17 protein-coding genes are annotated in these 22,553 nt (G+C 66.2%); 12 read left to right on the top strand and 5 right to left on the bottom strand.

The genetic code is table 11. The features are described from left to right. Positions 1-189: 189 nt before the first annotated feature. From uraD to AC1DBN_RS08740, 4 genes are all read left to right on the top strand, one after another. Positions 190-687: a 2-oxo-4-hydroxy-4-carboxy-5-ureidoimidazoline decarboxylase gene (uraD, locus tag AC1DBN_RS08755; protein ID WP_091724205.1), complete on the top strand. Its 498-nt coding sequence runs from the start codon at positions 190-192 to the stop codon at positions 685-687. Next, on the top strand, positions 684-1,022 hold the full coding sequence (gene uraH, locus AC1DBN_RS08750) for a hydroxyisourate hydrolase (protein ID WP_091723399.1): 339 nt from the start codon (positions 684-686) through the stop codon (positions 1,020-1,022). Before uraD ends, uraH begins: the two co-directional genes overlap by 4 nt. A gap of 157 nt (positions 1,023-1,179) precedes the next feature. Then, positions 1,180-1,989: an IclR family transcriptional regulator gene (locus tag AC1DBN_RS08745; protein WP_091723401.1), complete on the top strand. Its 810-nt coding sequence runs from the start codon at positions 1,180-1,182 to the stop codon at positions 1,987-1,989. Positions 1,990-2,488: 499 nt separating this feature from the next. Continuing rightward, positions 2,489-4,405 (top strand): BCCT family transporter, encoded by a 1,917-nt coding sequence (locus tag AC1DBN_RS08740; RefSeq protein WP_091723402.1) that lies wholly within the window; start codon positions 2,489-2,491, stop codon positions 4,403-4,405. 325 nt (positions 4,406-4,730) lie between these two features. Here the strand turns inward: AC1DBN_RS08740 and AC1DBN_RS08735 are convergent, their stop codons facing one another. Next, positions 4,731-5,006: a hypothetical protein gene (locus tag AC1DBN_RS08735; RefSeq protein ID WP_477723020.1), complete on the bottom strand. Its 276-nt coding sequence runs from the start codon at positions 5,004-5,006 to the stop codon at positions 4,731-4,733. Positions 5,007-5,281: 275 nt separating this feature from the next. Then, positions 5,282-5,962 (bottom strand): GntR family transcriptional regulator, encoded by a 681-nt coding sequence (locus AC1DBN_RS08730; RefSeq protein ID WP_091723404.1) that lies wholly within the window; start codon positions 5,960-5,962, stop codon positions 5,282-5,284. A 123-nt stretch (positions 5,963-6,085) separates the two neighbouring features. Here AC1DBN_RS08730 and purU point away from each other — a divergent pair, with 123 nt between their 5' ends. From purU to AC1DBN_RS08690, 8 genes are all read left to right on the top strand, one after another. Then, positions 6,086-7,006 (top strand): formyltetrahydrofolate deformylase, encoded by a 921-nt coding sequence (gene purU, locus AC1DBN_RS08725; RefSeq protein WP_091723406.1) that lies wholly within the window; start codon positions 6,086-6,088, stop codon positions 7,004-7,006. A 54-nt stretch (positions 7,007-7,060) separates the two neighbouring features. After that, positions 7,061-9,553 carry a GcvT family protein gene (locus AC1DBN_RS08720; RefSeq protein WP_477723033.1) on the top strand — a complete coding sequence of 831 codons (2,493 nt, stop codon included), beginning with the start codon at positions 7,061-7,063 and terminating at the stop codon, positions 9,551-9,553. A gap of 2 nt (positions 9,554-9,555) precedes the next feature. Beyond that, positions 9,556-10,227: a cyclodeaminase/cyclohydrolase family protein gene (locus AC1DBN_RS08715; RefSeq protein WP_091723409.1), complete on the top strand. Its 672-nt coding sequence runs from the start codon at positions 9,556-9,558 to the stop codon at positions 10,225-10,227. Continuing rightward, positions 10,224-11,105, top strand: coding sequence for a bifunctional 5,10-methylenetetrahydrofolate dehydrogenase/5,10-methenyltetrahydrofolate cyclohydrolase (locus tag AC1DBN_RS08710; RefSeq protein WP_314214749.1), 882 nt, complete (start codon positions 10,224-10,226; stop codon positions 11,103-11,105). Before AC1DBN_RS08715 ends, AC1DBN_RS08710 begins: the two co-directional genes overlap by 4 nt. A 196-nt stretch (positions 11,106-11,301) precedes the next feature. Then, a complete protein-coding gene (locus AC1DBN_RS08705) occupies positions 11,302-12,621 on the top strand; it encodes a molybdopterin molybdotransferase MoeA (RefSeq protein WP_477723019.1) in 1,320 nt (439 codons plus the stop codon). Further along, the gene (gene fdhD / locus AC1DBN_RS08700) at positions 12,609-13,502 is read left to right on the top strand and encodes a formate dehydrogenase accessory sulfurtransferase FdhD (RefSeq protein WP_477723018.1); all 894 of its coding nucleotides are present in this window, start codon (positions 12,609-12,611) and stop codon (positions 13,500-13,502) included. The genes AC1DBN_RS08705 and fdhD overlap by 13 nt, the downstream gene beginning before the upstream one ends. A gap of 366 nt (positions 13,503-13,868) precedes the next feature. Next, on the top strand, positions 13,869-15,275 hold the full coding sequence (locus tag AC1DBN_RS08695; protein ID WP_477723017.1) for an MFS transporter: 1,407 nt from the start codon (positions 13,869-13,871) through the stop codon (positions 15,273-15,275). Positions 15,276-15,522: 247 nt separating this feature from the next. Continuing rightward, positions 15,523-18,030: a GcvT family protein gene (locus AC1DBN_RS08690; RefSeq protein ID WP_477723016.1), complete on the top strand. Its 2,508-nt coding sequence runs from the start codon at positions 15,523-15,525 to the stop codon at positions 18,028-18,030. 145 nt (positions 18,031-18,175) lie between these two features. Here AC1DBN_RS08690 and AC1DBN_RS08685 read toward each other — a convergent pair whose 3' ends face one another. The 3 genes from AC1DBN_RS08685 to AC1DBN_RS08675 all read right to left on the bottom strand — a co-directional run bounded on the left by AC1DBN_RS08685 (position 18,176) and on the right by AC1DBN_RS08675 (position 22,361). Continuing rightward, on the bottom strand, positions 18,176-20,527 hold the full coding sequence (locus AC1DBN_RS08685; RefSeq protein WP_477723015.1) for an FdhF/YdeP family oxidoreductase: 2,352 nt from the start codon (positions 20,525-20,527) through the stop codon (positions 18,176-18,178). A 98-nt stretch (positions 20,528-20,625) separates the two neighbouring features. Continuing rightward, entirely contained in the window at positions 20,626-21,246 is a 621-nt protein-coding gene (locus AC1DBN_RS08680; RefSeq protein WP_477723014.1) for an MBL fold metallo-hydrolase, read from the bottom strand. After that, positions 21,243-22,361: an S-(hydroxymethyl)mycothiol dehydrogenase gene (locus AC1DBN_RS08675; RefSeq protein WP_477723013.1), complete on the bottom strand. Its 1,119-nt coding sequence runs from the start codon at positions 22,359-22,361 to the stop codon at positions 21,243-21,245. The genes AC1DBN_RS08680 and AC1DBN_RS08675 overlap by 4 nt, the downstream gene beginning before the upstream one ends. Positions 22,362-22,553: the final 192 nt, after the last annotated feature.

Raw genomic sequence — 22,553 nt, 5'->3', positions numbered from 1 at the left:
GCGGTGTTGTAGTCTCTTGACACCACACCCTTCCTGCCCTTAGATATTACGTATGCTGAAATAACAGTTCCATGATGCGGAACCTTAGTGGACATGCCTCGGCGAGTCCGTCACGAAGGCGCCGGGCAATCCGGCCTCCGCATAGCCGTCACCATGGATGCCAGCATCGCTACCGAGGAACCAGCCAGCATGAAGCTTGCCGAATTCAACAGCGCGGACCCCTCCTCCGCCGCAGACACCCTCAAGCCCTGCATCGATGTCACCCGCTGGGTGGATGCCGTCACCGCAGCCAGGCCCTTCGACACCAGGGAAGCCCTTTTGGCGTTCGCGTCCGGGGCCGCCAACCCCTTCACCCCCGCCGAGGTGGAGGCCGCCATGGCCCACCACCCCAGGATCGGGGAACGGCCGACGGCGGGTACAGCCGAGGCGTCCATGTCCCGCTCCGAGCAGGCCGGCGTGGATCCCGCGGACGCCGCGGCGGCGGAGGCGCTGGCCCGCGGCAACCGGGAGTACGAGGAAAAGTTCGGCCGGGTGTTCCTTATCCGCGCCGCCGGCCGTACCGCGCCGGAAATCCTTGCGGCACTCAACAGCCGGCTCGCCAACACCCCCGCAGAGGAAGACACCATCGTGGCCCAGCAGCTGCGCGAAATCGCCGTACTCCGGCTCGAAGGACTGATCACCGAATGAGCGTCTCCCACGTCACCACCCACATCCTCGACACCGGTGCCGGGCGCCCGGCGGCGGGCGTCGCCGTCGTCCTTTCGAAGAACGACGCCGGCACCTGGCGTGAGCTCGCCGCCTCCACTACCGATGCGGACGGCCGCGCGAAGGACCTTGGCCCCGAGCAGCTGGAACCGGGCCACTACAAGCTGAACTTTGACACCGGCACGTATTACGCCGGCCTGCAGACCGCCACTTTCTTCCCCGAAGTGGACCTGGTTTTCGAAGTATCGGGCCCTGAGCACTACCACGTCCCGCTGCTGCTGAGCCCGTTCGCCTACTCCACCTACCGGGGCAGCTAGCACCCGTCCCGCTGCACCTTCGGCCTACGTCGCAGACCGTCCTGCCGGACACCGTGTCGTGCCGGTCACAGATCCCGGCATAGGATCGAATGGAGAAATCGACCAGCGCTTGCGGCCCTCCGGCACGCAAGCGGCAGCGACGACGTGGGAGCGCCTGATGGCTTCGAACAACCACCCCGAACCCGACGCGGACGCCGAAAGCGGCCCGTCCGGCGGGGTGCAGTCCGTGGAGCGCGCCCTCGCGGTCCTGGAAATCCTGGCACGTGAAGGCCAGGCCGGAGTCAGTGAAATTGCCGAGGAAATGGGCATCCACAAGTCCACGGTGTCCCGGCTGATGGGATCCCTGGTCAGCCGGGACATGGTCCAGCAGAACAGCGACCGCGGAAAATACCAGCTGGGATTCGGCATCCTCCGACTCGCCAGCGTCATCCCCGGCCGGCTCAGCCTGGTCCACGAGGCACGGCCAGTCCTGGAGGGCCTCGCGGCCGAGTTCAAGGAGACGGTCAACCTGGCTGTACTGCGCTCCAACTACGCGGTCAACGTGGACCAGGCCATGGGACCCTCCACGCTGGCCACCTACGACTGGGTGGGCAGCCTGACCCCGCTGCACGCCACGTCCAGCGGAAAGATCCTCCTGGCCGCACTGGCTACGGAGGAACGCGACAGGATCCTGAAGGAGACCGGCCTCCCGGCCCGCACGTCCCGCACCGTCACCAACCGGCAGGAACTGGACCGCCAGCTGCTGGAAGCCGGCAACAAGGGTTACGCGGTGGTCCGCGAAGAGTTCGAGATCGGCCTGAACGCCATAGCGGTGCCGGTGCTCAACCACCAGGGCAACGTGGTGGGCTCCATCAGCATTTCCGGTCCGGCCTTCCGCTTCGACCCGGAAAAGATTCCGGGCCTGGTGGAGGCACTCCGGGAGGCAGGCCTCCAGATCAGCGCCAACATGGGGTACTCCAGGCGCTAAGCACCCCTAAGAATGGCCCTGGCCCGTATGGGTCGGGGCCATTCTTGTGTCCATTTCGGGCGATTTTGGTTCCCCCTGCGCAACCGTCGCCGCAGTGTGCAACAAATAGATTTCGCTTTCCTCACTGTCAAGCGGCCGGGTCTTGTTCCACCGGCAAGGTGAAATACCTTGACTTTAAATGTGGCGTAGCGCACTCTGTTGCCTAACGCGAATACTGTTGACCCTTGCGAAACACTCCCCAGGTGCTTTACCCGTCCGCCATCCCGGTCCGTCGGTATCTTCCAGCCGCCGCGACCCATACCAGAGGTAACTCCACGCACCACGCCTGCCGGCGCCGGGAAGAGACTGCCGGCAAGCACCTGCCTTAAAACAGCTACGCACCATCTACGGCGACATCATGGCCTTCAACTCCGGCGAAGTCCCCCAAGCTTCGATCCGGCGGACGCGCCAGGCCCTGCCATTGCGCATGTCCATGACCGCCGAGCAAAGGATCCAGCTCATGGCTATCAATAGTGAATTAACCACCCCTAAACCCGGGCGTCCCGAGGACGACCAGGACAGCATTCCCGCCGAGGACGCACTCACGGAACCCCTCCCGGACACCGAGGAGTACGACCAGATCCTCGAGGAACTGCGCCAGACCAAGACCGAACATGCGGTGTCCCAGCGCCGCAACCGCAAGCTCACCCTGGACAAGGCAACTTTCGGAATCACGGGCGCCATCGCCGTCGCCTTCGTGCTCTGGGGTTTCTTCGGCAAGGACAGCCTGGCCGCCACCTCCAAGGACGCCCTTGATTGGGTCATGGAGTACACGGGCTGGCTCTTCATGGTCCTCGCCTCCCTGTTTGTCGTCTTCGTCCTGTGGCTGGCCATGGGGAAGTTCGGCAACATCCCCCTCGGCAAGGACGGCGAAAAGCCCGAATTCCGCACCGTGTCCTGGATCGCCATGATGTTCGCGGCCGGCATGGGCATCGGCCTGATGTTCTACGGCGTCGCAGAGCCGCTCTACCACTTCATCTCGCCGCCACCCGGAACGGTTGACGGCCGCACACCCGCCGCCATCCAAACCGCCATGGCCACCTCGATCTTCCACTGGACCCTGCACCCCTGGGCCATGTACGCCGTGGTGGGCATTGCGATGGCCTACGGGACCTACCGGCTGGGCCGCAAGCAACTGATCTCCGCAGCGTTCACGTCACTGTTCGGCATCCGGACGGTTGAGGGACCGGTGGGCAAGTTCATCAACATCCTTGCCATCTTCGCCACGCTCTTCGGCACCGCCGCATCGCTGGGCCTGGGCGCCCTGCAGATCGGCAGCGGCCTCACCTCCAACGGCTGGGTGGGCGAAGTGGGAACCCCGGCACTGGTGGCCATCGTGGCCATCCTGACGGCATGCTTCGTGGCGTCCGCAGTCTCCGGCATCAGCCGCGGCATCCAGTGGCTGTCCAATATCAACATGGTCCTGGCCGTGGTCCTGGCGCTCATCGTGTTCATCGCCGGCCCCACCCTGTTCATCCTGAACCTCATCCCCTCGGCCGTGGGCGACTACGCCCGCGATCTGGCGGAGATGTCCTCCCGCACCGAGGCAGTTGGGGACGAGGCCCTGCGCACCTGGATGTCCAGTTGGACCATCTTCTACTGGGCCTGGTGGATCTCCTGGACGCCCTTCGTCGGCATGTTCATCGCCCGCATCAGCCGCGGCCGCACCATCCGGCAGTTCGTCACCGGCGTCCTCCTGGTTCCCAGCGTTGTCAGCGTGATCTGGTTCGGAATTTTCGGCGGGGCAGCATTCGATGTGCAGCAGAAAGCTGACGAGGCAGGCCAGCCCGGCCTGATGACCGTCACCGACGGCGTGGCTTCGATCGACTTTGACGGGGCACTGTTCAACCTGGTGAAGAACCTGCCGATGCCGGGCTGGCTGACAGCCGCGGTGATCGTGCTGGCGATGGTCCTCGTAGCCATCTTCTTCATCACGGGCGCGGATTCAGCCTCACTGATCATGTCCTCCCTCAGCTCCAACGGAGCCTCGGATCCCAAGCGCGGACTCGTGATCTTCTGGGGCGCCCTCACCGGCGCCGTGGCCGCGGTGATGCTGCTGGCCGGCGGCGATGAACCGTCCGAAGCGTTGTCAGGCCTGCAAAGGATCACCATTGTGGCGGCGCTGCCGTTCGTCGTGGTGATGCTGCTGCTGTGCTTCGCCCTCGCCAAGGACCTGCGGCGGGACCCGCTGTCGCTGCGCCGCCGCCTGGCGACGTCCGTCGTCGAACGCGCCATCCGCACCGGCGTCGAACAGCACGGCGGCGTCCAGTTCGACCTGGTGACCCGGCACGAACACAGCGAGAAGTGCGCGGAAGGGGAATCCTGCCCCGGCACGGGTTCCAGCGCTGTTTCCAGCGCCGAGGCCAGCAAGAACTAGCCAAACCACGCAAAAGAAGGTCCGGCCCTGGTGGATTTCCACCGGGGCCGGACCCTTTTTGCTTCCCGCGCCCTTCAGGCGAGGACCAGGCTTTCCTCCGGTTCCACGGTGGATCAGCCGAACTGTCCACCGAGGCGCCCGCCATGGGCCGGCTGCAGTGGCCGGGTGCAGGCACTGGCCGGGCGCATGGAGGTGGACCTCCTGCCGGGGTGGGGTTCGGGCATTTCCGTGGTGCTGCCGCTCGACCCGCCAGCGGCGCCGGGTGACGTCGCCGGCTGGAACCTGCTCCAAACGGTTTGGCCGCCAAGACAGCTTCAGTACGGGCCTAAACCCAGATCTGGTAGCCGGTGCCCTTGTCGAAAAGGCGGCGGGTATCGGCGCCGGCGCCGGCGAGCCACAGGACCGAATCGTCGTCCGCGGCCTGGTCCACCACGCCCGTCGCCACGTGCTCCCCGAGCAACCACACCTCCACGATGTGTCCGGGAAGGCGGGCCCAGTCGGCCCGGACTCCCTGCACCGGCACGCTCTTTCCGCGGCCGTTCAGCCTTGCCTCGAGGGTGCTGCTTCCGGCATCTGCGACGGCGTGCACGCTGGGGTTCATCTCTTCCTCCGGATAGTGTGGTCAACCCTTCTGGGTTCGCATTGATATTTTTTTGATATATCAATGGTGATCAAAGTATGACCCGGGTCACACGGGGCGTCAACACCGTTCCGGAATGTCGGCGGCATCGGCAGGAAATACGCCGCGCGCACAGCTGAACGGCAGCGCGATGGTGGCGCGGGCTGCTGGAGGGCGTGCCCCAACAGCGCCTGACGGTCGGCGTAATTGCAGGGCATCCGCTGACGGGATCCCCGTGGACCGACCCAAGGAGGCACTCAGGCGCTGAACAATGCCTCACGGACGGCGCGCTCGAACCCGCTGACGTGCACGCGCGCCAGATCGGCCGCGCTGTCCTCATCGCCGTCGATGACCGCCCGCAGCAGGTTCAGGTGTTCATGCACATGGACCGAGAGGTCCGGCAGGCGGTCCACCACCATGCACCAGATCCTCGTTGCCAGGTTGTCGTAGCGGATCAGGATGTCTTCGAGGTGCGGGTTGGCGGCTGCCGCATAGATGCTGTGGTGGACCCGGGAATCCAGCTGGAGGGTTTCCACCACGGAGGCTGCGCTGACATCGAAGGCCTCAACCTCGGCCAAAATGTCTTTGAGGTTCGCCCGGACGGCCGGCGAGGCAACACGCGCTGCGCGCGAAGCTGCCAAGGGCTCCAGTTGCGCGCGGATCTCAGAGATGAACGAAAGGTCGGTCACATCCACGCGGGTGGCGAAGGTGCCGCGCCGGGGGTAGGTCACCACCAGCCTGTCCAGTTCCAGCCGCTTGAGGGCCTCGCGAACGGGCGTCCGCCCCACGCCCAGTGATTTGGACAGCGCATCGTCGTTAAGCAGGTCGCCCGGCTTGATGTCCAGCATCAGCAGCCTGTCGCGGATGCTTTCGTAGGCCACGTCCGCTAGCGATTTCCTGGCGGCATCTTCCGCGAGCGCCAAAGTTTCAATTGCCATCGCAGGACCTCTTCCCCTTGAGTCGAAAAAACCTATTGACCTCACCCACCGACCAGTATACGCTGATCTCCAACCTAATATATCAGTACGCAACACAGGAATATATCTATAGAAGGAGGAGACATGACCCTGGTGGAAACAGCCTCATCGACGGCCCTCGGCGGGACCACGCTTACCGAAACGGTTGAGCAGCCGACGGATCAGAAGTTTGTCCTGACCCTGTCCTGCGGCGAGCGCGCCGGCATCGTCCAGGCCGTGACAACCTTCCTGTTCGACCGCGGCTTCAACATTGACGAGCACCAGCAGTTCGATGACAGCCTCCGCGAAACGCTGCACCTGCGTACCGCGTTCTCCGGTTCGCCGGCCTACACCCGGGAAACGCTCGAAGAAGAGTTCCGTCCCATCGCAGACCGGTTCGACATGAAGTTCAGCTTCAACGACCAGACCCAGCAGCGCGTGCTGGTGATGGTGTCCAAGTTCGGGCACTGCCTCAACGACCTCATCTTCCGCTGGCGCGGCGGCACCCTGGGCGGTGACCTCGTTGCAGTCGTGTCCAACCACGAAACCCACCGCGCGATGGCCGAGGCCGCCGGCCTGCCGTTCATCCACATTCCCGTCACCGCGGACACGAAGGCGGACGCCGAGCAGCGCCTGCTGGACCTGGTGGAGGAATACGACGTGGACCTGGTGGTCCTGGCCCGCTACATGCAGGTCCTGTCCAACGATCTGTGCCGTGCCCTCGAAGGCCGCGCCATCAATATCCACCACTCCTTCCTGCCCGGCTTCAAGGGTGCAAAGCCCTACCACCAGGCCCACGCCCGCGGCGTCAAGCTCATCGGTGCCACCGCGCACTACGTCACCGCCGATCTGGACGAGGGTCCCATCATCGAACAGGAAGTCATCCGGGTTGACCACAGCTTCGGACCGGGCACCCTGTCCACCGTGGGCCAGGACGCCGAAGCCCTCGCCCTGTCCCGCGCCGTGCGGTGGCACTGCCAGCACCGCGTCCTGCTGGACCAGACCAGCACCGTGGTGTTCCGCTAGCCGGCGCCGCACCCAGCACACAGCACATCAATGACTTTTCAGCAGGAGAACCACATGGAATCGACGCCACGCATTGTCATCATCGGAGCTGGCATTGTCGGCACGAACCTGGCGGATGAACTGGTCACCAGGGGTTGGAACAACATCACCGTCCTGGACCAGGGCCCGCTCAACATGCCGGGCGGCTCAACGTCCCACGCCCCCGGCCTGGTCTTCCAGACCAACCCCTCCAAGTCCATGGCGCTGTTCGCCAAGTACACGGTGGAAAAGCTCCTCTCCCTGACCGAGGACGGCGTCAGCTGCTTCAACCAGGTGGGCGGCCTCGAAGTTGCCACCAACGAAACCCGCCTGGCCGACCTCAAGCGCAAGCTCGGGTACGCACAGGCATGGGGCATCGAGGGTTCCATCCTCTCCCCGGCCGAATGCAAGGAGCTCTACCCGCTCATCAACGATGAGGACATCCTCGGCGGCCTCCACGTTCCCAGCGACGGACTCGCCAGCGCTGCCCGCGCCGTGCAGCTGCTGATCAAGCGCACCGAAGCCGCCGGCGTGAAGTACCAGGGCAACACCACTGTCACGGGGATAGAACAGTCCGGCCGCCGCGTCACCGGCGTGCAGACGCCCGACGGCGTGATCCCGGCAGACATCGTGGTCTCCTGCGGCGGATTCTGGGGTGCCAAGATCGGCGAACTGATCGGCATGTCCGTGCCGCTGCTGCCCCTGGCCCACCAGTACGTCAAGACCACTCCGGTCCCGGCCCTGCAGGGCAAGAATGAGCTGCCCAACGGCGCACAGCTCCCCATCCTCCGCCACCAGGACCAGGACCTCTACTACCGCGAGCACGGTGACCGGTACGGCATCGGTTCCTACGCCCACAAACCCATGCCCGTGGACCTGGACGAACTCGGCAGCTTCAAGCCGGACGAGATCAGCGAGCACAACATGCCGTCCCGGCTGGACTTCACCGTGGAGGACTTCCTCCCCGCTTGGGAGGCCACCAAGCAGATCCTGCCCGCCCTGCGCGAAAGCGAGATCGAGGACGGCTTCAACGGCATCTTCTCCTTTACCCCGGATGGCGGCTCCCTGGTGGGCGAATCCAAGGAACTGGACGGCTTCTTCGTTGCCGAAGCCGTGTGGGTCACCCACTCCGCCGGCATTGCCCGCGCCGTGGCCGAGTTGCTGACCACCGGCAAGTCCTCCATCGACCTGGGTGACTGCGACATCCATCGTTTCGAGGAAGTCCAGCTGACCCCCGAGTACGTCAGCGAAACCTCGCAGCAGAACTTCGTGGAAATCTACGACGTCCTGCACCCGCTCCAGCCCAAGCTGTCCCCGCGCAACCTGCGCGTCAGCCCCTTCCACGCCCGGCACAAGCAGTTGGGCGGCTACTTCCTGGAAGGCGGCGGCTGGGAACGCCCCTACTGGTTCGAGGCCAACGCCGAGCTGCTCAAGGAGATGCCGGCAGACTGGCAGCCGCCGGCACGCGATGCCTGGTCCGGAATGTTCAGCTCGCCCATTGCGGCTGCCGAAGCATGGAAGACCCGTACCGCCGTCGCCATGTACGACATGACGCCGCTGAAGCGCCTCGAGGTCTCCGGCCCGGGCGCCCTGAAACTGCTGCAGGAACTGACCACCGCGGACCTCAACAAGAAGCCGGGAGCCGTCACCTACACGCTCCTGCTTGACCACGAGGGCGGCGTGCGAAGCGACATCACCGTGGCCCGCCTGAGCGAGGACACGTTCCAGCTCGGCGCCAACGGCAATATCGACACCGCGTACTTCGACCGGGCCGCACGGCACCAGACCGAAAGCGGCACCGCCAGCGACTGGGTCCAGGTGCGCGACACCACCGGCGGCACCTGCTGCATCGGCCTTTGGGGGCCACTCGCCCGTGAAGTGGTCGGCGCAGTCAGCAGCGACGACTTCACCAACGACGGCCTGAAGTACTTCCGGTCCAAGCAGGTTGTCATCGGCGGCGTCCCGGTCACCGCCATGCGGCTGTCCTACGTCGGCGAGCTCGGCTGGGAGCTGTACACCAGCGCAGACAACGGCCAGCGCCTCTGGGATGCGCTGTGGAAGGCCGGCCAGCCCTTCGGCATCGTCGCCGCAGGCCGCGCCGCCTTCAGCTCGCTGCGACTGGAGAAGGGCTACCGCTCCTGGGGCACCGACATGACCACCGAGCACGATCCGTTCGAGGCGGGCCTTGGCTTCGCCGTCAAGATGGCCAAGGAGAACTTCGTCGGCAAGGCCGCCCTGGAAGGACGCTCGGAGGAGACGTCGGCGCGTCGCCTGCGCTGCCTGACGGTCGACGACGGCCGCAGCATCGTGCTGGGCAAGGAACCGGTGTTCTACAAGGACCAGGCGGTGGGTTACGTCACCAGCGCGGCCTACGGATACACGGTGGCCAAGCCCATTGCGTACGCCTACCTTCCCGCCGAGGTCTCGGTAGGCGACGCGGTGGAAATCGAGTACTTCGGCCGCCGCATCGTGGCCACCGTCACTCAGGATCCGCTGTACGATCCCACGATGTCCCGGCTGCGCGGCTGACCATGGCCGAACAGCAAGCGGACAGCGCAGGTTCCCCCGGCCCGGCGTCAATAGGCGCAGAGACCATCAGCGGCTACCTCGCCCGGCTCGCCTCCCGGCAGCCGACCCCCGGGGGCGGCGCCGCTGCGGCCCTCCATGCTGCGCAGGGTGCCGCCCTGGTGGCCATGGTTGCCCGGTACACCACGGGTCCCAAGTATGCGGAACACGCGGCGCTGGTGGAGCGGATCACCGGCATCGCCGACGAACTCGCCACCGAAGCCCTGCGGCTGGCGGATTCGGATGAGCAGGTCTTCCAGGCGGTCATCGATTCCTACAAGCTGCCTGCCGACACGGAGGAACTGAAGGCTGCCAAGAGCGGCGCCATCCAGGCAGCCCTCGTCCAGGCAGCGCAGACCCCGGCTCAGCTCATCAAACTCGCCGGTTCGGTGGTGCAACTCGCCACCGAACTGGGCGAGGTGGCAAACCCGAACGTCATCAGCGACGTCGCAGCAGCGGCGGATGCCGCCCGGGCCGCCGCAACCACCGCCAGGGTGAACATCGACATCAACCTCGTGGCCATCAAGGACCCGTCCGTCAGGTCGCTGCTGGCCGACCAGACGGACGGCCTCGCAGACAAGGTTGTTGCGGCAGCGGACAGCCTCGCGGCCCGGGTACGGGAAAGGATCCTTCGATGAGCACCTCGACTACCACAACACTGTCCGGAAAAGCGCTGGCCGGAGTCATCCGGCAGCGCGCCCAGGATGAGGCCCGGGCACTCGAGCGGGACGGTGCGCATCCGTCCCTGGCCGTGGTCATCGCCACCGACGACGAGTCAACGCACTGGTACGTCCGCTCCATCGAACGGGCGGCTGAAGCTGCGGGCATCGGCTGCCGCATCATCGACCTCGGGCACGATGCCACCGAGCAGGTGCTGGCCAACGTCCTGCGGGACCTCAGCGCGGAGCCCTCGGTCCACGGCATCATCCTGCAGACGCCACTGCCGGCAGGAGTCCGGAGCGATGCCCTGGTGGGCCTGATCGCGGCGGAAAAGGACATTGACGGCGCCAACCCGCTTAGCCTCGGCAGGCTTGCCGTGGGGCAGCCGGCCTTTGCACCGGCAACCGCCCGCGCCGTGGTGGAAATCCTCGACCACTACGACGTCCCCGTTGCAGGCCGCAGCGTGGCCGTGGTGGGCCGGTCCGCCGTCGTGGGCAAACCCCTGGCGCTGCTGCTGCTGGAACGCGACGCGGCCATCACCGTGTGCCACTCGCGTTCCGGCCCGCTGGAACGGCATACCAGGCAGGCGGACATTGTGGTGGTGGCCGCCGGAAGAACGGGACTGGTGAACGGCAGCCACATCTCGCCGGACACCGTGGTGGTGGACGTTGGCACCAACGTCCTCCCGGACGGCTCCCTGGTGGGCGATGTGGACGGGGCAAGCGTGAACGGCATCGCCGCCGCGCTGACCCCGGTCCCCGGCGGCGTCGGCTCGGTGACCACCGCGCTGTTGCTGCTGCACACGGTGGAGGCTGCCCGGCAGCAGTCGCCCGTCCAGCTCCTGGAAAACGCCTAGCGTTCAAAAAAGTGTGGACACGGCATCCACTACTGACCTAACATAACTGATATATCTATTGCTCTAACAATGAGATATCAGTCGCCCGTTGCTCGTAGACGGTGCTTCGATGGCCTGAAACCTGGGGAGGTATTCCTCGTCGAAGCACCGCTTACGGGCAACGGGCGTTTTCGCTTCAACTCCGCAAGGGGCATCCATGATGACGTTTACGCCCATCGCAGATCCCACGTCCCCAATGGCGGGGACCGGACTGCACTCGATCGATTGGCCGGAAGCCAGGCGCCTTGCCTACGACTGCGCAGGACCCCTCCCCTCCGTTCAGGTTCCGCTCCATCAAGCGGCCGGACGAACCCTCTCCAGCGCGGTGACCGCGATGCAGGACCTGCCCCACTACGCCTCTTCGGCAATGGACGGCTGGGCACTGAACGGGGATGGACCCTGGCTCCTGGCCGGCGGGCTGCAACCACTCGCGCCGGGCACGGCAGCCGTCATCGCCACCGGCGGCCTGGTTCCGGACGGCGCAACAGCGGTGCTCCGCAAGGAAAGCGGCCTGGTGGCTAAGGACGAAACGGGGCGTCCCGCCCTTACCGTCCGCGCCGACGCGAAGCCGGGTGAACCGCGGCCGGGCCAGCACGTGCGCCCCGCAGGGACCGAGGCATTGGCCGGCGAAACGCTGATCCCCGCGGGCACCGTCCTCAACCCGGCCCACCTGGCCCTTGCCGCCGTGGCCGGCTATGACCAGGTGGAGGTGCAGTCGCAACCAATGGTTTCCGTCGTCCTGACCGGCTCCGAGGTAGTGACGTCAGGCATTCCTGCCCCCGGAAACGTCCGGGACACCTTCGGACCGCAGCTCGGCACCGTCATTTCCCAGCTGGGCGGCGTACCGGGCGGCTTCACCCGCATTGGCGACTCCTTCGATGCTTGGCTGGAGGCGATGGAAGGCTCCGGTGCCGGTTCGAAGTCGCGGGCCGACGTCGTCATCACCACCGGGGGGACCGGCAAGTCCGGCACCGACCACTTCCGGGACGCGGTGGCCGCGCTGGGCGGACGCCTGCTGCTGGACGGTGTCGCCATGCGCCCCGGACACCCTGCCGTCCTGGCCGAACTGCCCGACGGGCGCTTCGCCGTCGGACTTCCCGGAAATCCCCTCGCCGCCATGATGGCGCTGGTCACCATTGGCGCACCCCTATTGGCAGCGCTGGGAAACCAGCCCCTGCCGCAGGTCCGGTACGCCCCCTCCGGCAATGACTTCGGCCCCGACGGCGGCTGCAGCGACGGGAAGGGGCGGACGCGGCTCATCCCGTGCCGGTTCCTGTCCGGACTGGCCTTTCCCGTGGCCCACACCGGACCGGGAATGATGCGCGGACTGGCCTGGGCCGAGGGCATCATGGTTGTCCCTCCCGGCGGCGTCGACTCGGGGCAACCCGTGCCGGTACTGCCACTTCCCTGGACCCCGGCGGCCGCAGCCGCCCCGGTGGCCGCAAGCGCTGGAAGGAGCACGCTTTGGCACGCATGACGCAGCGCCGCAAGATCCACCGCTTCCAGCTGGACGGCTCGGGCACGGAATATCCGGTCCGGTTCAAGGAGGATGTGATCGCCGCGGAAGAGCCCTTGGAGATCCGGCTGGGCGGCCGTTCGTTCGCCGTCACCATGAGGACGCCGGGCGACGACTTCGACCTCGTGGCCGGGTTCCTCGTCTCCGAAGGTGTAATCCGGGACGGGTCCGAGCTGGTGTCCCTGCGCTTCTGCGCCGGCGGTCCCGACGAAGTGCAGAACTTCAACGTGGTGGACGCCCAGCTGCGTCCGGACGTGCCCCTGCCCGAAACGATGCGGCATGTCTACACCTCCAGCTCGTGCGGCATCTGCGGAACGGAGTCCATCGAGGCAGTGCGGAAGACCCTGCACTACGATCCCTCGGCGGACCCGCTGAAGGTCCCGGTTGACGCACTCGCCGCCCTCCCGGACAAGCTCCGGGAAGCCCAGGCCGTATTCGACAAGACCGGCGGTGTCCACGCTGCCGGCCTCTTCCGGGTGGGGGGTGGCGAGCCCGAGCTGCTGTGCCTGCGCGAGGACGTGGGCCGGCACAATGCCGTGGACAAGGTGGTGGGGTGGGCCCTCCGGCAAGGCCTGCTGCCCCTGCGCGGCACGGTGCTGCAGGTGTCCGGCCGGGCGTCGTTTGAACTCGTCCAGAAGGCCGCACTTGCCGGTATTCCAGTGCTCTCCGCGGTGAGCGCCCCGTCAAGCCTGGCCATCGACCTGGCGGTTGAAACCGGCCTCACGCTGGCGGGATTCAGCAGGGGCCACAGCCTGAACGTCTACGCGGGCCGGGACCGGTTGGACCTGCCACGTGCCGTAACAGAAGACCTTCTCCAGGCAGGCGCCGGCCAGAACAACTAGCGCCCCGCGGCGCCAGTTCGTGCCAGTCTCTCCCCCGTAGCCGGGGGCGCGATTCCTGCTGCCCATTTTCAGGGCGGGCGCCAGTGCTGGGCATCGCAATTACCGGCCGACATCTTCTTGACAACGGGTGTGACCTGGCGCACTGTTTTGTTGCATAACACGAAGCATGTTGATCATCCCGGAACGAATACCTTCTCAGATGCGCGTACTTCCCATTCCTCGGCACCGGGCCTAGGCAACTGGGACGCGATCACTTCAACGAGAAACCCGACCTTGCGGTGGCCGCTGGTGGAGGAACCCTGCTCCCCAGCGGCCCCCGCTGCGGCGAGCATCCCGCTGCCGCAACAAAACCCGAAGGAACTGTTGATGACAATCCAAGGTGGCAGCACCATCGATCAAAGCAGAGCAGAAAGTACCAGCTCCACGTTCAAACGCCGCTTCATGATTCGGCTTGTCGCTGTCTTCATCGGCGGGATGTTCCTCGACGGCTACATCCTCGGAATCATCGGTCCCGTCACGGGACTGATGCGGTCAGACCTCCAGCTCGACGCACTGTCGCTGGGCATGATCGCCGCCGGCCCGCTGGTGGGTATCTTCGTCGGTTCCCCGTTGGCCGGCTGGGCTGCCGACAAGTTCGGACGCAAGCCCATGTTCCTCGTGGACATGGGCTTGTTCCTGGCCGCCTCAGCGGCCCAGTTCTTCGTCGCCTCCGGCGACGGGGCCGTGATCCAGCTGGCCATCATCCGGTTCTTCATGGGCGTCGCGATCGGCGGCGAATACTCCATCGGCGGACCTCTGCTGTCAGAGTTCTCCCCTCCCAAGCTCCGCGGGCGGCTGCTCGGACTGACCCTGGTGGCCTGGTACGTCGGCTTCATGATGGCGTTCATCATCGGCACGCTCCTGCACGACGCCGGCGCACCATGGCGCCTCGTCCTCGGCTCGAGCACGATCATCGCAGCCGTCCTGTTCGTCGCCCGCATCGGCCTCCCCGAATCGCCGAGCTGGCTCATCACGAAGGGACGGCGTGAGGAGGCACTGGCGATTGCGCACCGGTACGTCGAATCGCCCCAGATGCACGACAGCATCACCGAAGAAATAGATCTCCGGATGATCCAGGAGGCCCAGGCCGCGAAGAGCAGGAGCAAAATCAAGACCGCCTCCGTGGGGATGCTGTTCTCGAAGCAGTACTGGCGCACCACCCTCTTCACCTCAGGTTTCTGGTTCTGCGCTGTCACCCCGTACTTCGCAATCGCCACCTTTGCCGACGAAGTGCTCAACCAATTCGGTTTCGGCGGCGGCTGGGCCGGTGGAGTGGGCCTGTCCGCCCTTGCAACCGCGGGTGTTGTCACCTCGGTGCTCCTGATTGACCGGCTCGGCCGCCGGATCCTTACCGTGCCCGGGCAGTGGCTGTGCGCAGGCATCCTGCTGGTCATTGGCGTCTGGGCGGACGCACCGGCGATCCTGATACTCGTCCTGTTCTTCGCGTTCTCCTTCTTCAATGCCGGCTACACCACGATGACCCAGGTCTATCCGTCCGAGGTATTCCCCGGCCACCTGCGCGGCATCGGAACGGGCTTCGCGGCCGCCTTCAGCCGCATCGGGGCCGCACTCGGCACCTTTGCCCTGCCGTGGGCGATCAGCAACATCGGCATGGGCCCGAGCATGGTGGTGGCCGCAGCCGTCGCACTGCTCGGCGCAGCCCTCTCGCAATGGCTCGCGCCGGAGACGAAGGGGCGCACCCTCGCCGAGATCTCGGCGGACTTCTCCCACTGACCCGGGACTGCCCGAAACGACCCGGGGCATAACCGGGCCGCCAAGGAAAGAGGCCTTCGCCGCATTTGCGGCGGGGGCCTTTCTCTTTGCCCCCATAATACTCCCGCCGGCTCCGCAACAAAGCAGGCAGCCCCTTGACATCTGATGTGAGCTGCGCCACCGTGTTGCATATGGTGATGTGCGTTGCTCATAGCGAAGCGACAGCGCAGCTCCCACTTAACACCGCCAACCAGGAGATCCACACGCCATGACCGCATCGCCCCGCGTCGTCATCATCGGAGCCGGCATCGTCGGCACGAACCTCGCCGACGAACTCGCCAGCCGCGGCTGGACCAACATCACCGTGGTGGAACAGGGACCCCTTGAACTTGCCGGCGGTTCCACCTCCCACGCTCCTGGCCTGGTGTTCCAGAACAATGGGTCTAAGACCATGACGGAGTTCGCCACCTACACCGTCAACAAACTGCTCTCGCTCAGCAAGGACGGGGAGTCTTGCTTCAACCAGGTGGGAGGCCTGGAGCTGGCCACCACCCCCGAGCGGCTGGCGGACCTCAAGCGCAAGATGGGCGTGATGACCTCCTGGGGTGTCGAAAGCCGGATCATCGACGCTGATGAATGCGAAAAGATCTACCCGCTGCTGAACTCCGGCACGCTCACCGGCGGCCGCGAGGTCCTGGGCGGCCTGCTCATTCCCACCGACGGGCTCGCGCTGGCCGCACGGGCGGTACAGCTGCTGATCGAGCGTTCCAGGGAACACGGCGTCACTTACCTTGGTTCCACCGCGGTCACCGGCATCGCCCGGGAGGGCGGCAAGGTCACCGGTGTCGAGACCTCCGACGGCGTGATCCCGGCGGACATCGTGGTTTCCTGCGCAGGGTTCTGGGGCCGCGAGCTCGGCAAGATGGTGGGCCTGGAGGTCCCCCTCCTGCCACTGGCCCACCAGTACGTTGTCACTACTCCGCTTCCCGAACTTGAGGGCGTCAACGAGCTCCCCAAGGGAGCCAGCAAGCCCATCCTGCGCTACCAGGACAAGGACCTGTACTACCGCGAATGGGGCGACAGCATCGGCATCGGCAGCTACGCCCACCGTCCGATGCCCGTGGACATGTCCGCACTGCCGCAGGTGGCCGCCGACGAGATGTCCGACCACCGCATGCCGTCCCGGCTCGACTTCACCCTCGAGGATTTCGTGCCCGCGTGGGAGGACAGCCAGGACCTGCTGCCGGCACTGCGCAGCGCAGACATCCAGGACGGCTTCAACGGCATCTTCTCGTTCACCCCGGACGGCGGCCCGCTGATCGGCGAACACCCGGACCTGGCCGGCTTCTTCGTGGCCGAAGCTGTCTGGGTGACGCACTCCTCCGGCGTAGCCAAGGCCGTCGCCGAACTGCTCGTGGAAGGCCGCTCCCGCACCGACCTGCACGGAACGGAGCTCACCCGCTTCGAAAAGGTGCAGACGTCCGATTCGTACGTCAGCGAAACCTCACAGCAGAACTTCGTGGAGATCTACGACATCCTCCACCCGCTGCAGCCGCGCAAGTCGCCGCGGGACCTGCGGGTCAGCCCGTTCAACGTCCGTCAGAAAGAGCTCGGGGCGTTCTTCCTGGAGTCCGCCGGCTGGGAGCGCCCGCACTGGTTCGAAGCCAACCGCGGGCTCCTGGCGGAGCTGCCCGAGGAATGGCGCGCGCCCGAACGCGAGGAGTGGGCCGCCATGTTCCACTCCCCCATCTCCGCCGCCGAAGCGTGGAAGACGCGCACCGCCGTCGGACTCTACGACATGACGCCGCTGAAGCGGCTATCCGTGACCGGCCCCGGGGCGCAGGCGCTGCTGCACCGGCTCAGCACGGGCAACATCGCCAAGAAGCCCGGCGCCGTGACCTACTGCCTCCTGCTGGAGCACGACGGCGGCATCCGCAGTGACGTGACCGTCGCCAGGCTCAGCGAGGAGGAGTTCCAGCTGGGCGTCAACAGCAATGTGGACTTCGACTACCTCCGCGTGGAGGCCCGCCTGCAGTCGGCTGCCGATCCGGCCCAGTGGGCGCACGTCACCGACATCACCGGCAGCACCTGCTGCATCGGTTTGTGGGGCCCGCTGGCCCGCGAAGTGATCGGCAAGGTCAGTGAAGACGACCTGACCAACGACGGCCTGAAGTACTTCCGGACCAAGGAAATCTCCGTAGGCGGCATCCCCGTCACGGCCATGCGCCTGTCCTACGTGGGCGAACTGGGCTGGGAGCTCTACACCACCGCCGAGTACGGCCTGAAGCTCTGGGACCTGCTGTTCGAGGCCGGCCGGGAGCACGGCATCGTGGCCGCCGGACGCGGCGCCTTCAACAGCATGCGGCTGGAGAAGGGCTACCGGCTGTGGGGCACCGACATGACGTCCGAACACCACCCCTACGAGTCCGGCCTGGGCTTCTCCGTGGCCAAGGACAAAACCGGGTTCGTGGGCGCCGAAGCCCTTGCATCGCGCAAGGAGCAGCCCGCCACCCGGGCCCTGCGCTGCCTGACGGTCGACGACGGCACGTCAGTGGTTCTCGGCAAGGAACCTGTGTACGTGGGCGGGGAAGCCGTTGGGTACGTCACCAGCGCCGCCTACGGCTACACCGTGCACAAGCCGATCGCCTACGCGTGGCTGCCTGCCGGCGTCGAAATCGGTGACGCCGTGGAGATCGAATACTTCGGCAAGCGCGTGGCGGCCACCGTCTCCGCTGAGCCCCTGGTGGACCCGGGCATGGAGCGCATCCGCGGCTGATTCACTTTCCTCCCACAGGGTGGTTGGGCCTGCCTGAGACCTGCAGGCCCAGCCACCCTTTTGTTTGCCGGCAGAAAGGGAACGCCGGCCAGCAGCAGAACGCCCCCGCTTCCTTCCGGAAGCGGGGGCGTTCGTGTGGTGAAACCTAGACGCCGCTGGCCTGCAGCGACGCGGGCTCTTCGGCCACGGCCGCTTCATCCTTGTGCGGTTCGAAGCGGACGAACATGGCCTTGAAGCCGGGGGTGTTGGATTCGCGGGCCACGTTTTCCTTGTGGACCAGGGCGTTGGCTTCGGGGAAGTACGCCGCTGCGCAGCCCTTGGCGGTGGGGTAGGCCACCAGGCGGAACTTGTCCGCGCGGCGGTCGACTCCCTGGAACGTGCTCACCACGTCCACGAGTTCCCGGTCCTGGAAGCCCGACTCGGCAAGGTCCTCCGGGTGGATCAGGATGACGCGGCGGCCGCCGGAGACGCCGCGGTAGCGGTCGTCCAGGCCGTAGAACGTGGTGTTGTACTGGTCGTGGCTGCGGATGGTCTGCAGCACCAGGTGGCCGGCCGGCGGCGTCAGGTACTCCAGCGGGCTGACAGTGAACCGGCCGCGGCCGATGTCCGTGGCGAAGGAGCGGGTGTCGCGCGGCGGGTTGGGCAGCACGAAGCCGTTCCTGGTCCGGACCCTGGCGTTGAAGTCCTCGAAGCCGGGCAGGACGCGGGAGATGTGGTCGCGGATCACGTCGTAGTCCTCGGCCATGCCGCGCCAGTCCACGGAGTGGTCCTTGCCGAAGGTAGCCTCGGCCATCCGGGCCACGATCACGGGTTCCGCGAGCAGGTGCTCGGACACCGGCGTGAGGCGGCCCTGGGTGGAGTGGACCACGGACATGGAGTCCTCCACGGAGAGGAACTGCGCGCCCTTGGGGTGTTTGTCGTCCTTGTCCGTGCGGCCCAGCGTGGGCAGGATCAGGGACGTGCGGCCGTGCACAATGTGGGAGCGGTTGGGCTTGGTGCTGATGTGCACCGTCAGGCCGATGCGCTGCATGCCGGCTTCCAGCGCCTCGGTGTCCGAGCAGGCGAGCGAGAAGTTGCCGCCCATCGAAACGAAGACGTCCACCTCGTCGCGGTCGAAGGCCTCCATGGACTCCACGGCGTCGTGGCCGTGGTGCCGGGGGGACGTAATCCCGAACTCGGCATCGAGGGCCGCGAGCAGCCATTCCTTGGGCTTTTCCCAGATGCCCATGGTCCGGTCGCCCTGGACGTTGGAGTGCCCGCGGACGGGGCACGCGCCCGCGCCGGGCTTGCCGAAGTTGCCCTGCAGCAGCAGGACGTTGACCATTTCCTTGATGGTGTCCACGGAGTGCGGCTGCTGGGTGACACCCAGCGCCCAGCAGAAGATGGAGGCCTTGGAGGCCAGCAGCATCCCTGCCACCTTCTCGATCTGCGCCCGGTCCAGGCCGGTGGCCTTCTCCGTCTCGTCCCAGTCCAGGGTGCGGCGGGCGTCGCGGTAGGCGTCGAACCCGTCCGTCTGAGCGGCGATGAAGGAATGGTCGACGACGGTTCCCGGGTTCTTCTCCTCGGCCTCCAGCAGCAGGTGGCCGAGCGCCTGGAACAGGGCCAGGTCCCCGCCCACCTTGATCTGCAGGTATTCGTCGGCCAGCGGCGTGCCGCCGCCCACCACGCCGGACACCGTCTGGGGGTCCCTGAAGTTGAACAGGCCGGCCTCGGGCAGCGGGTTCACGGCCACCACCTTGCCGCCTTTGTCCTTGCACTCCTTGAGTGCTGAGAGCATGCGCGGGTGGTTGGTGCCCGGGTTCTGGCCCACCACGAAGATGAGTTCGGAGTCGTGGATATCGTCCAGGGACACGGTGCCCTTGCCGATGCCGATGGTCGGGTTCAGCGCGGAGCCGGAGGACTCGTGGCACATGTTGGAGCAGTCCGGAAGGTTGTTGGTGCCAAGGGCCCGCGCGAACAGCTGATACATGAAAGCAGTCTCGTTGGCGGTGCGGCCCGAGGTGTAGAACACGGACCGGTCCGGCGTGGTGGCGCGGAGGTGCTCACCGATCAGCTCAAACGCGTCGTTCCAGGAGATGGGCGAATAGTGCGTTTCGCCTTCCCGGATCACCATGGGTTCGCTGAGCCGGCCCTGGTTTCCCAGCCAGTATTCGGTCTTCTCCGACAGTTCAGCAATGGAGTGCTTGGCCCAGAACTCGGCGCCCACGGTGCGGAGGGTGTTTTCCTCGGCCACGGCCTTGGCGCCGTTCTCGCAGAACTCGGCAGCCTTGCGCTTCTTGTCCGATTCCGGCCACGCGCAGCCCGGGCAGTCGAAGCCGCCGCGCTGGTTCAACCGCAGCAGGGACTGTGCGGTCCGGGTCACGCCCGCCTGTGCCACGGCGCGCTCCAGCGCCACCATGACGGCCTTGACGCCTGCGGCCTCGGTCTTGGGCTTGTGGACCTCAAGCAGGTCCTCGTTGATGTCCGCCACCGGGGCGGGCTGCTTACCGAACTTCATCGTTCCAACTTCCTTACCGGCATATGTTGATCTATTGCTGAGGGAGGCGTGCCGGGGTTTCCCGGCACGCCTCCACTGCGCGCTCTTCTGGACTGCGCCTACTCCACGATCTTGGCCAGGGTTTCCTGTTCGGCGGCGATGGTGGTGTTGTCACCGTGGCCAGTGCGCACCACCGTGTCGGCCGGCAGGGTCAGCAGCCGTTCGCGGATGGAGGTGAGGATGGTGGGGTAGTCGCTGTACGAGCGGCCGGTGGCACCCGGTCCGCCGTTGAACAGGGTGTCCCCCGTGAATACGGTGCCTTCGCTCGCCAGGTAGAAGCAGGTGGATCCCGGCGAGTGGCCCGGCGTGTGGATGGCCTTGAGCACGGCACCGCCCACCTCGAACTCGTCGCCGTCCCCGTGGTACTGGTCCGGGGCGGCGTCCGGGTATTCCTGTTCCCAGAGGACCAGGTCTTCCCGGTTCAGGATGATCGGTGCACCCACGGCTTCGGCCACCTCGCGGGCAGCGCCGATGTGGTCGTTGTGCGCGTGCGTGAGGAGGATGGCCTTGACCGTGCGGCCCTTGACCTGGTTGATGATCGCCGCGGCGTCATGCGGGGAATCGATGATCACGCATTCGGTGCCGTTGCCCACGATCCAGACGTTGTTGTCCACGTCCCAGGTGCCGCCGTCGAGCGAAAACGTGCCCGAGGTGACCAGGTTCTCGATGGTGACGCTCATGCTGTGGCACCCGCGGTTCCGGTACCGGCCTGGATTTCGACGACCGAGCGCAGGACCTTGCCCTCGTGCATCTTGCCGAAGGCCTCCTCCACCTGGTCGATGGTGATCCGCTCGGACACGAAGGCGTCCAGGTCCAGGTTGCCCTGCTTGTAGTGGGACACGAGCATGGGGAAGTCCCGGGACGGCAGGCAGTCGCCGTACCAGGAGGACTTCAGCGACCCGCCGCGGCCAAAGACGTCCAGCAGCGGCAGTTCCAGCTGCATCTCCGGCGTCGGAACGCCCACCAGGACCACGCGGCCGGCGAGGTCGCGGGCGTAGAAGGCCTGCTTGAAGGTTTCAGGACGGCCGACGGCGTCAATCACCACGTCCGCGCCGTTGCCTCCGGTGAGGGCCTGGATGGCCTCCACGGCGTCCTGCTGCTTGGAGTTGACGCCGTGGGTGGCGCCGAGGTTCTTGGCCATGTCGATCTTGTTGTCATCGATGTCCACGGCGATGATCGTGGTGGCGCCGGCGAGCTTCGCCCCGGCGATCGCCGCGATGCCCACGCCGCCGCAGCCGATCACGGCCACGGATTCGCCGCGCTTGACCTCACCGGTGTTGATGGCGGCGCCAATGCCGGCCATCACGCCGCAGCCCAGCAGGCCCACAGCGGCAGCATCAGCCTCGGGATCCACCTTGGTGCACTGCCCGGCAGCAACGAGCGTCTTTTCAGCGAACGCGCCGATGCCCAGCGCGGGAGACAGCTCGGTGCCGTCCTCAAGAGTCATCTTCTGGGTGGCGTTGGCGGTGTTGAAGCAGTACTGGGGCTGGCCCTTGGCGCAGGCGCGGCACTGGCCGCACACCGCACGCCAGTTCAGGATCACACGGTCACCCGGCGCCACCTCGGTGACGCCCTCGCCCACGGCGTTGACCACGCCGGTGGCCTCGTGGCCCAGCAGGTAGGGGAAGTCATCGCCAATACCGCCCTGCTTGTAGTGCAGGTCGGTGTGGCAGACGCCGCAGGTCAGGATGTCCACCAACGCCTCGCCCGGGCCCGGATCCGGCACCAGGATGGTCTCCAGCGACACCGGAGCGTTCTTCTCACGGGCAATGACAGCTTGAACTTTGTGAACCATGGTTCTGTGTTCCTTTCCTGGATCCGGCCGGATCCGGTGAGTCGGCACCAGCTGCCAATCTAGCCGACACGGCAGGGTGGTTGCCCGCCGGCGACTTGGTCGGCACGCGCCGCATGTATTGCGCATTACACAACACGGCGCACATAGTGCTACTAGAGAATATGACAGCGGCCACAGTTGGTGTCAATAGAT

This window comes from Pseudarthrobacter sp. 10T415 (genome assembly GCF_056394175.1).
This window is presented reverse-complemented; position numbering and strand designations above follow the sequence as displayed.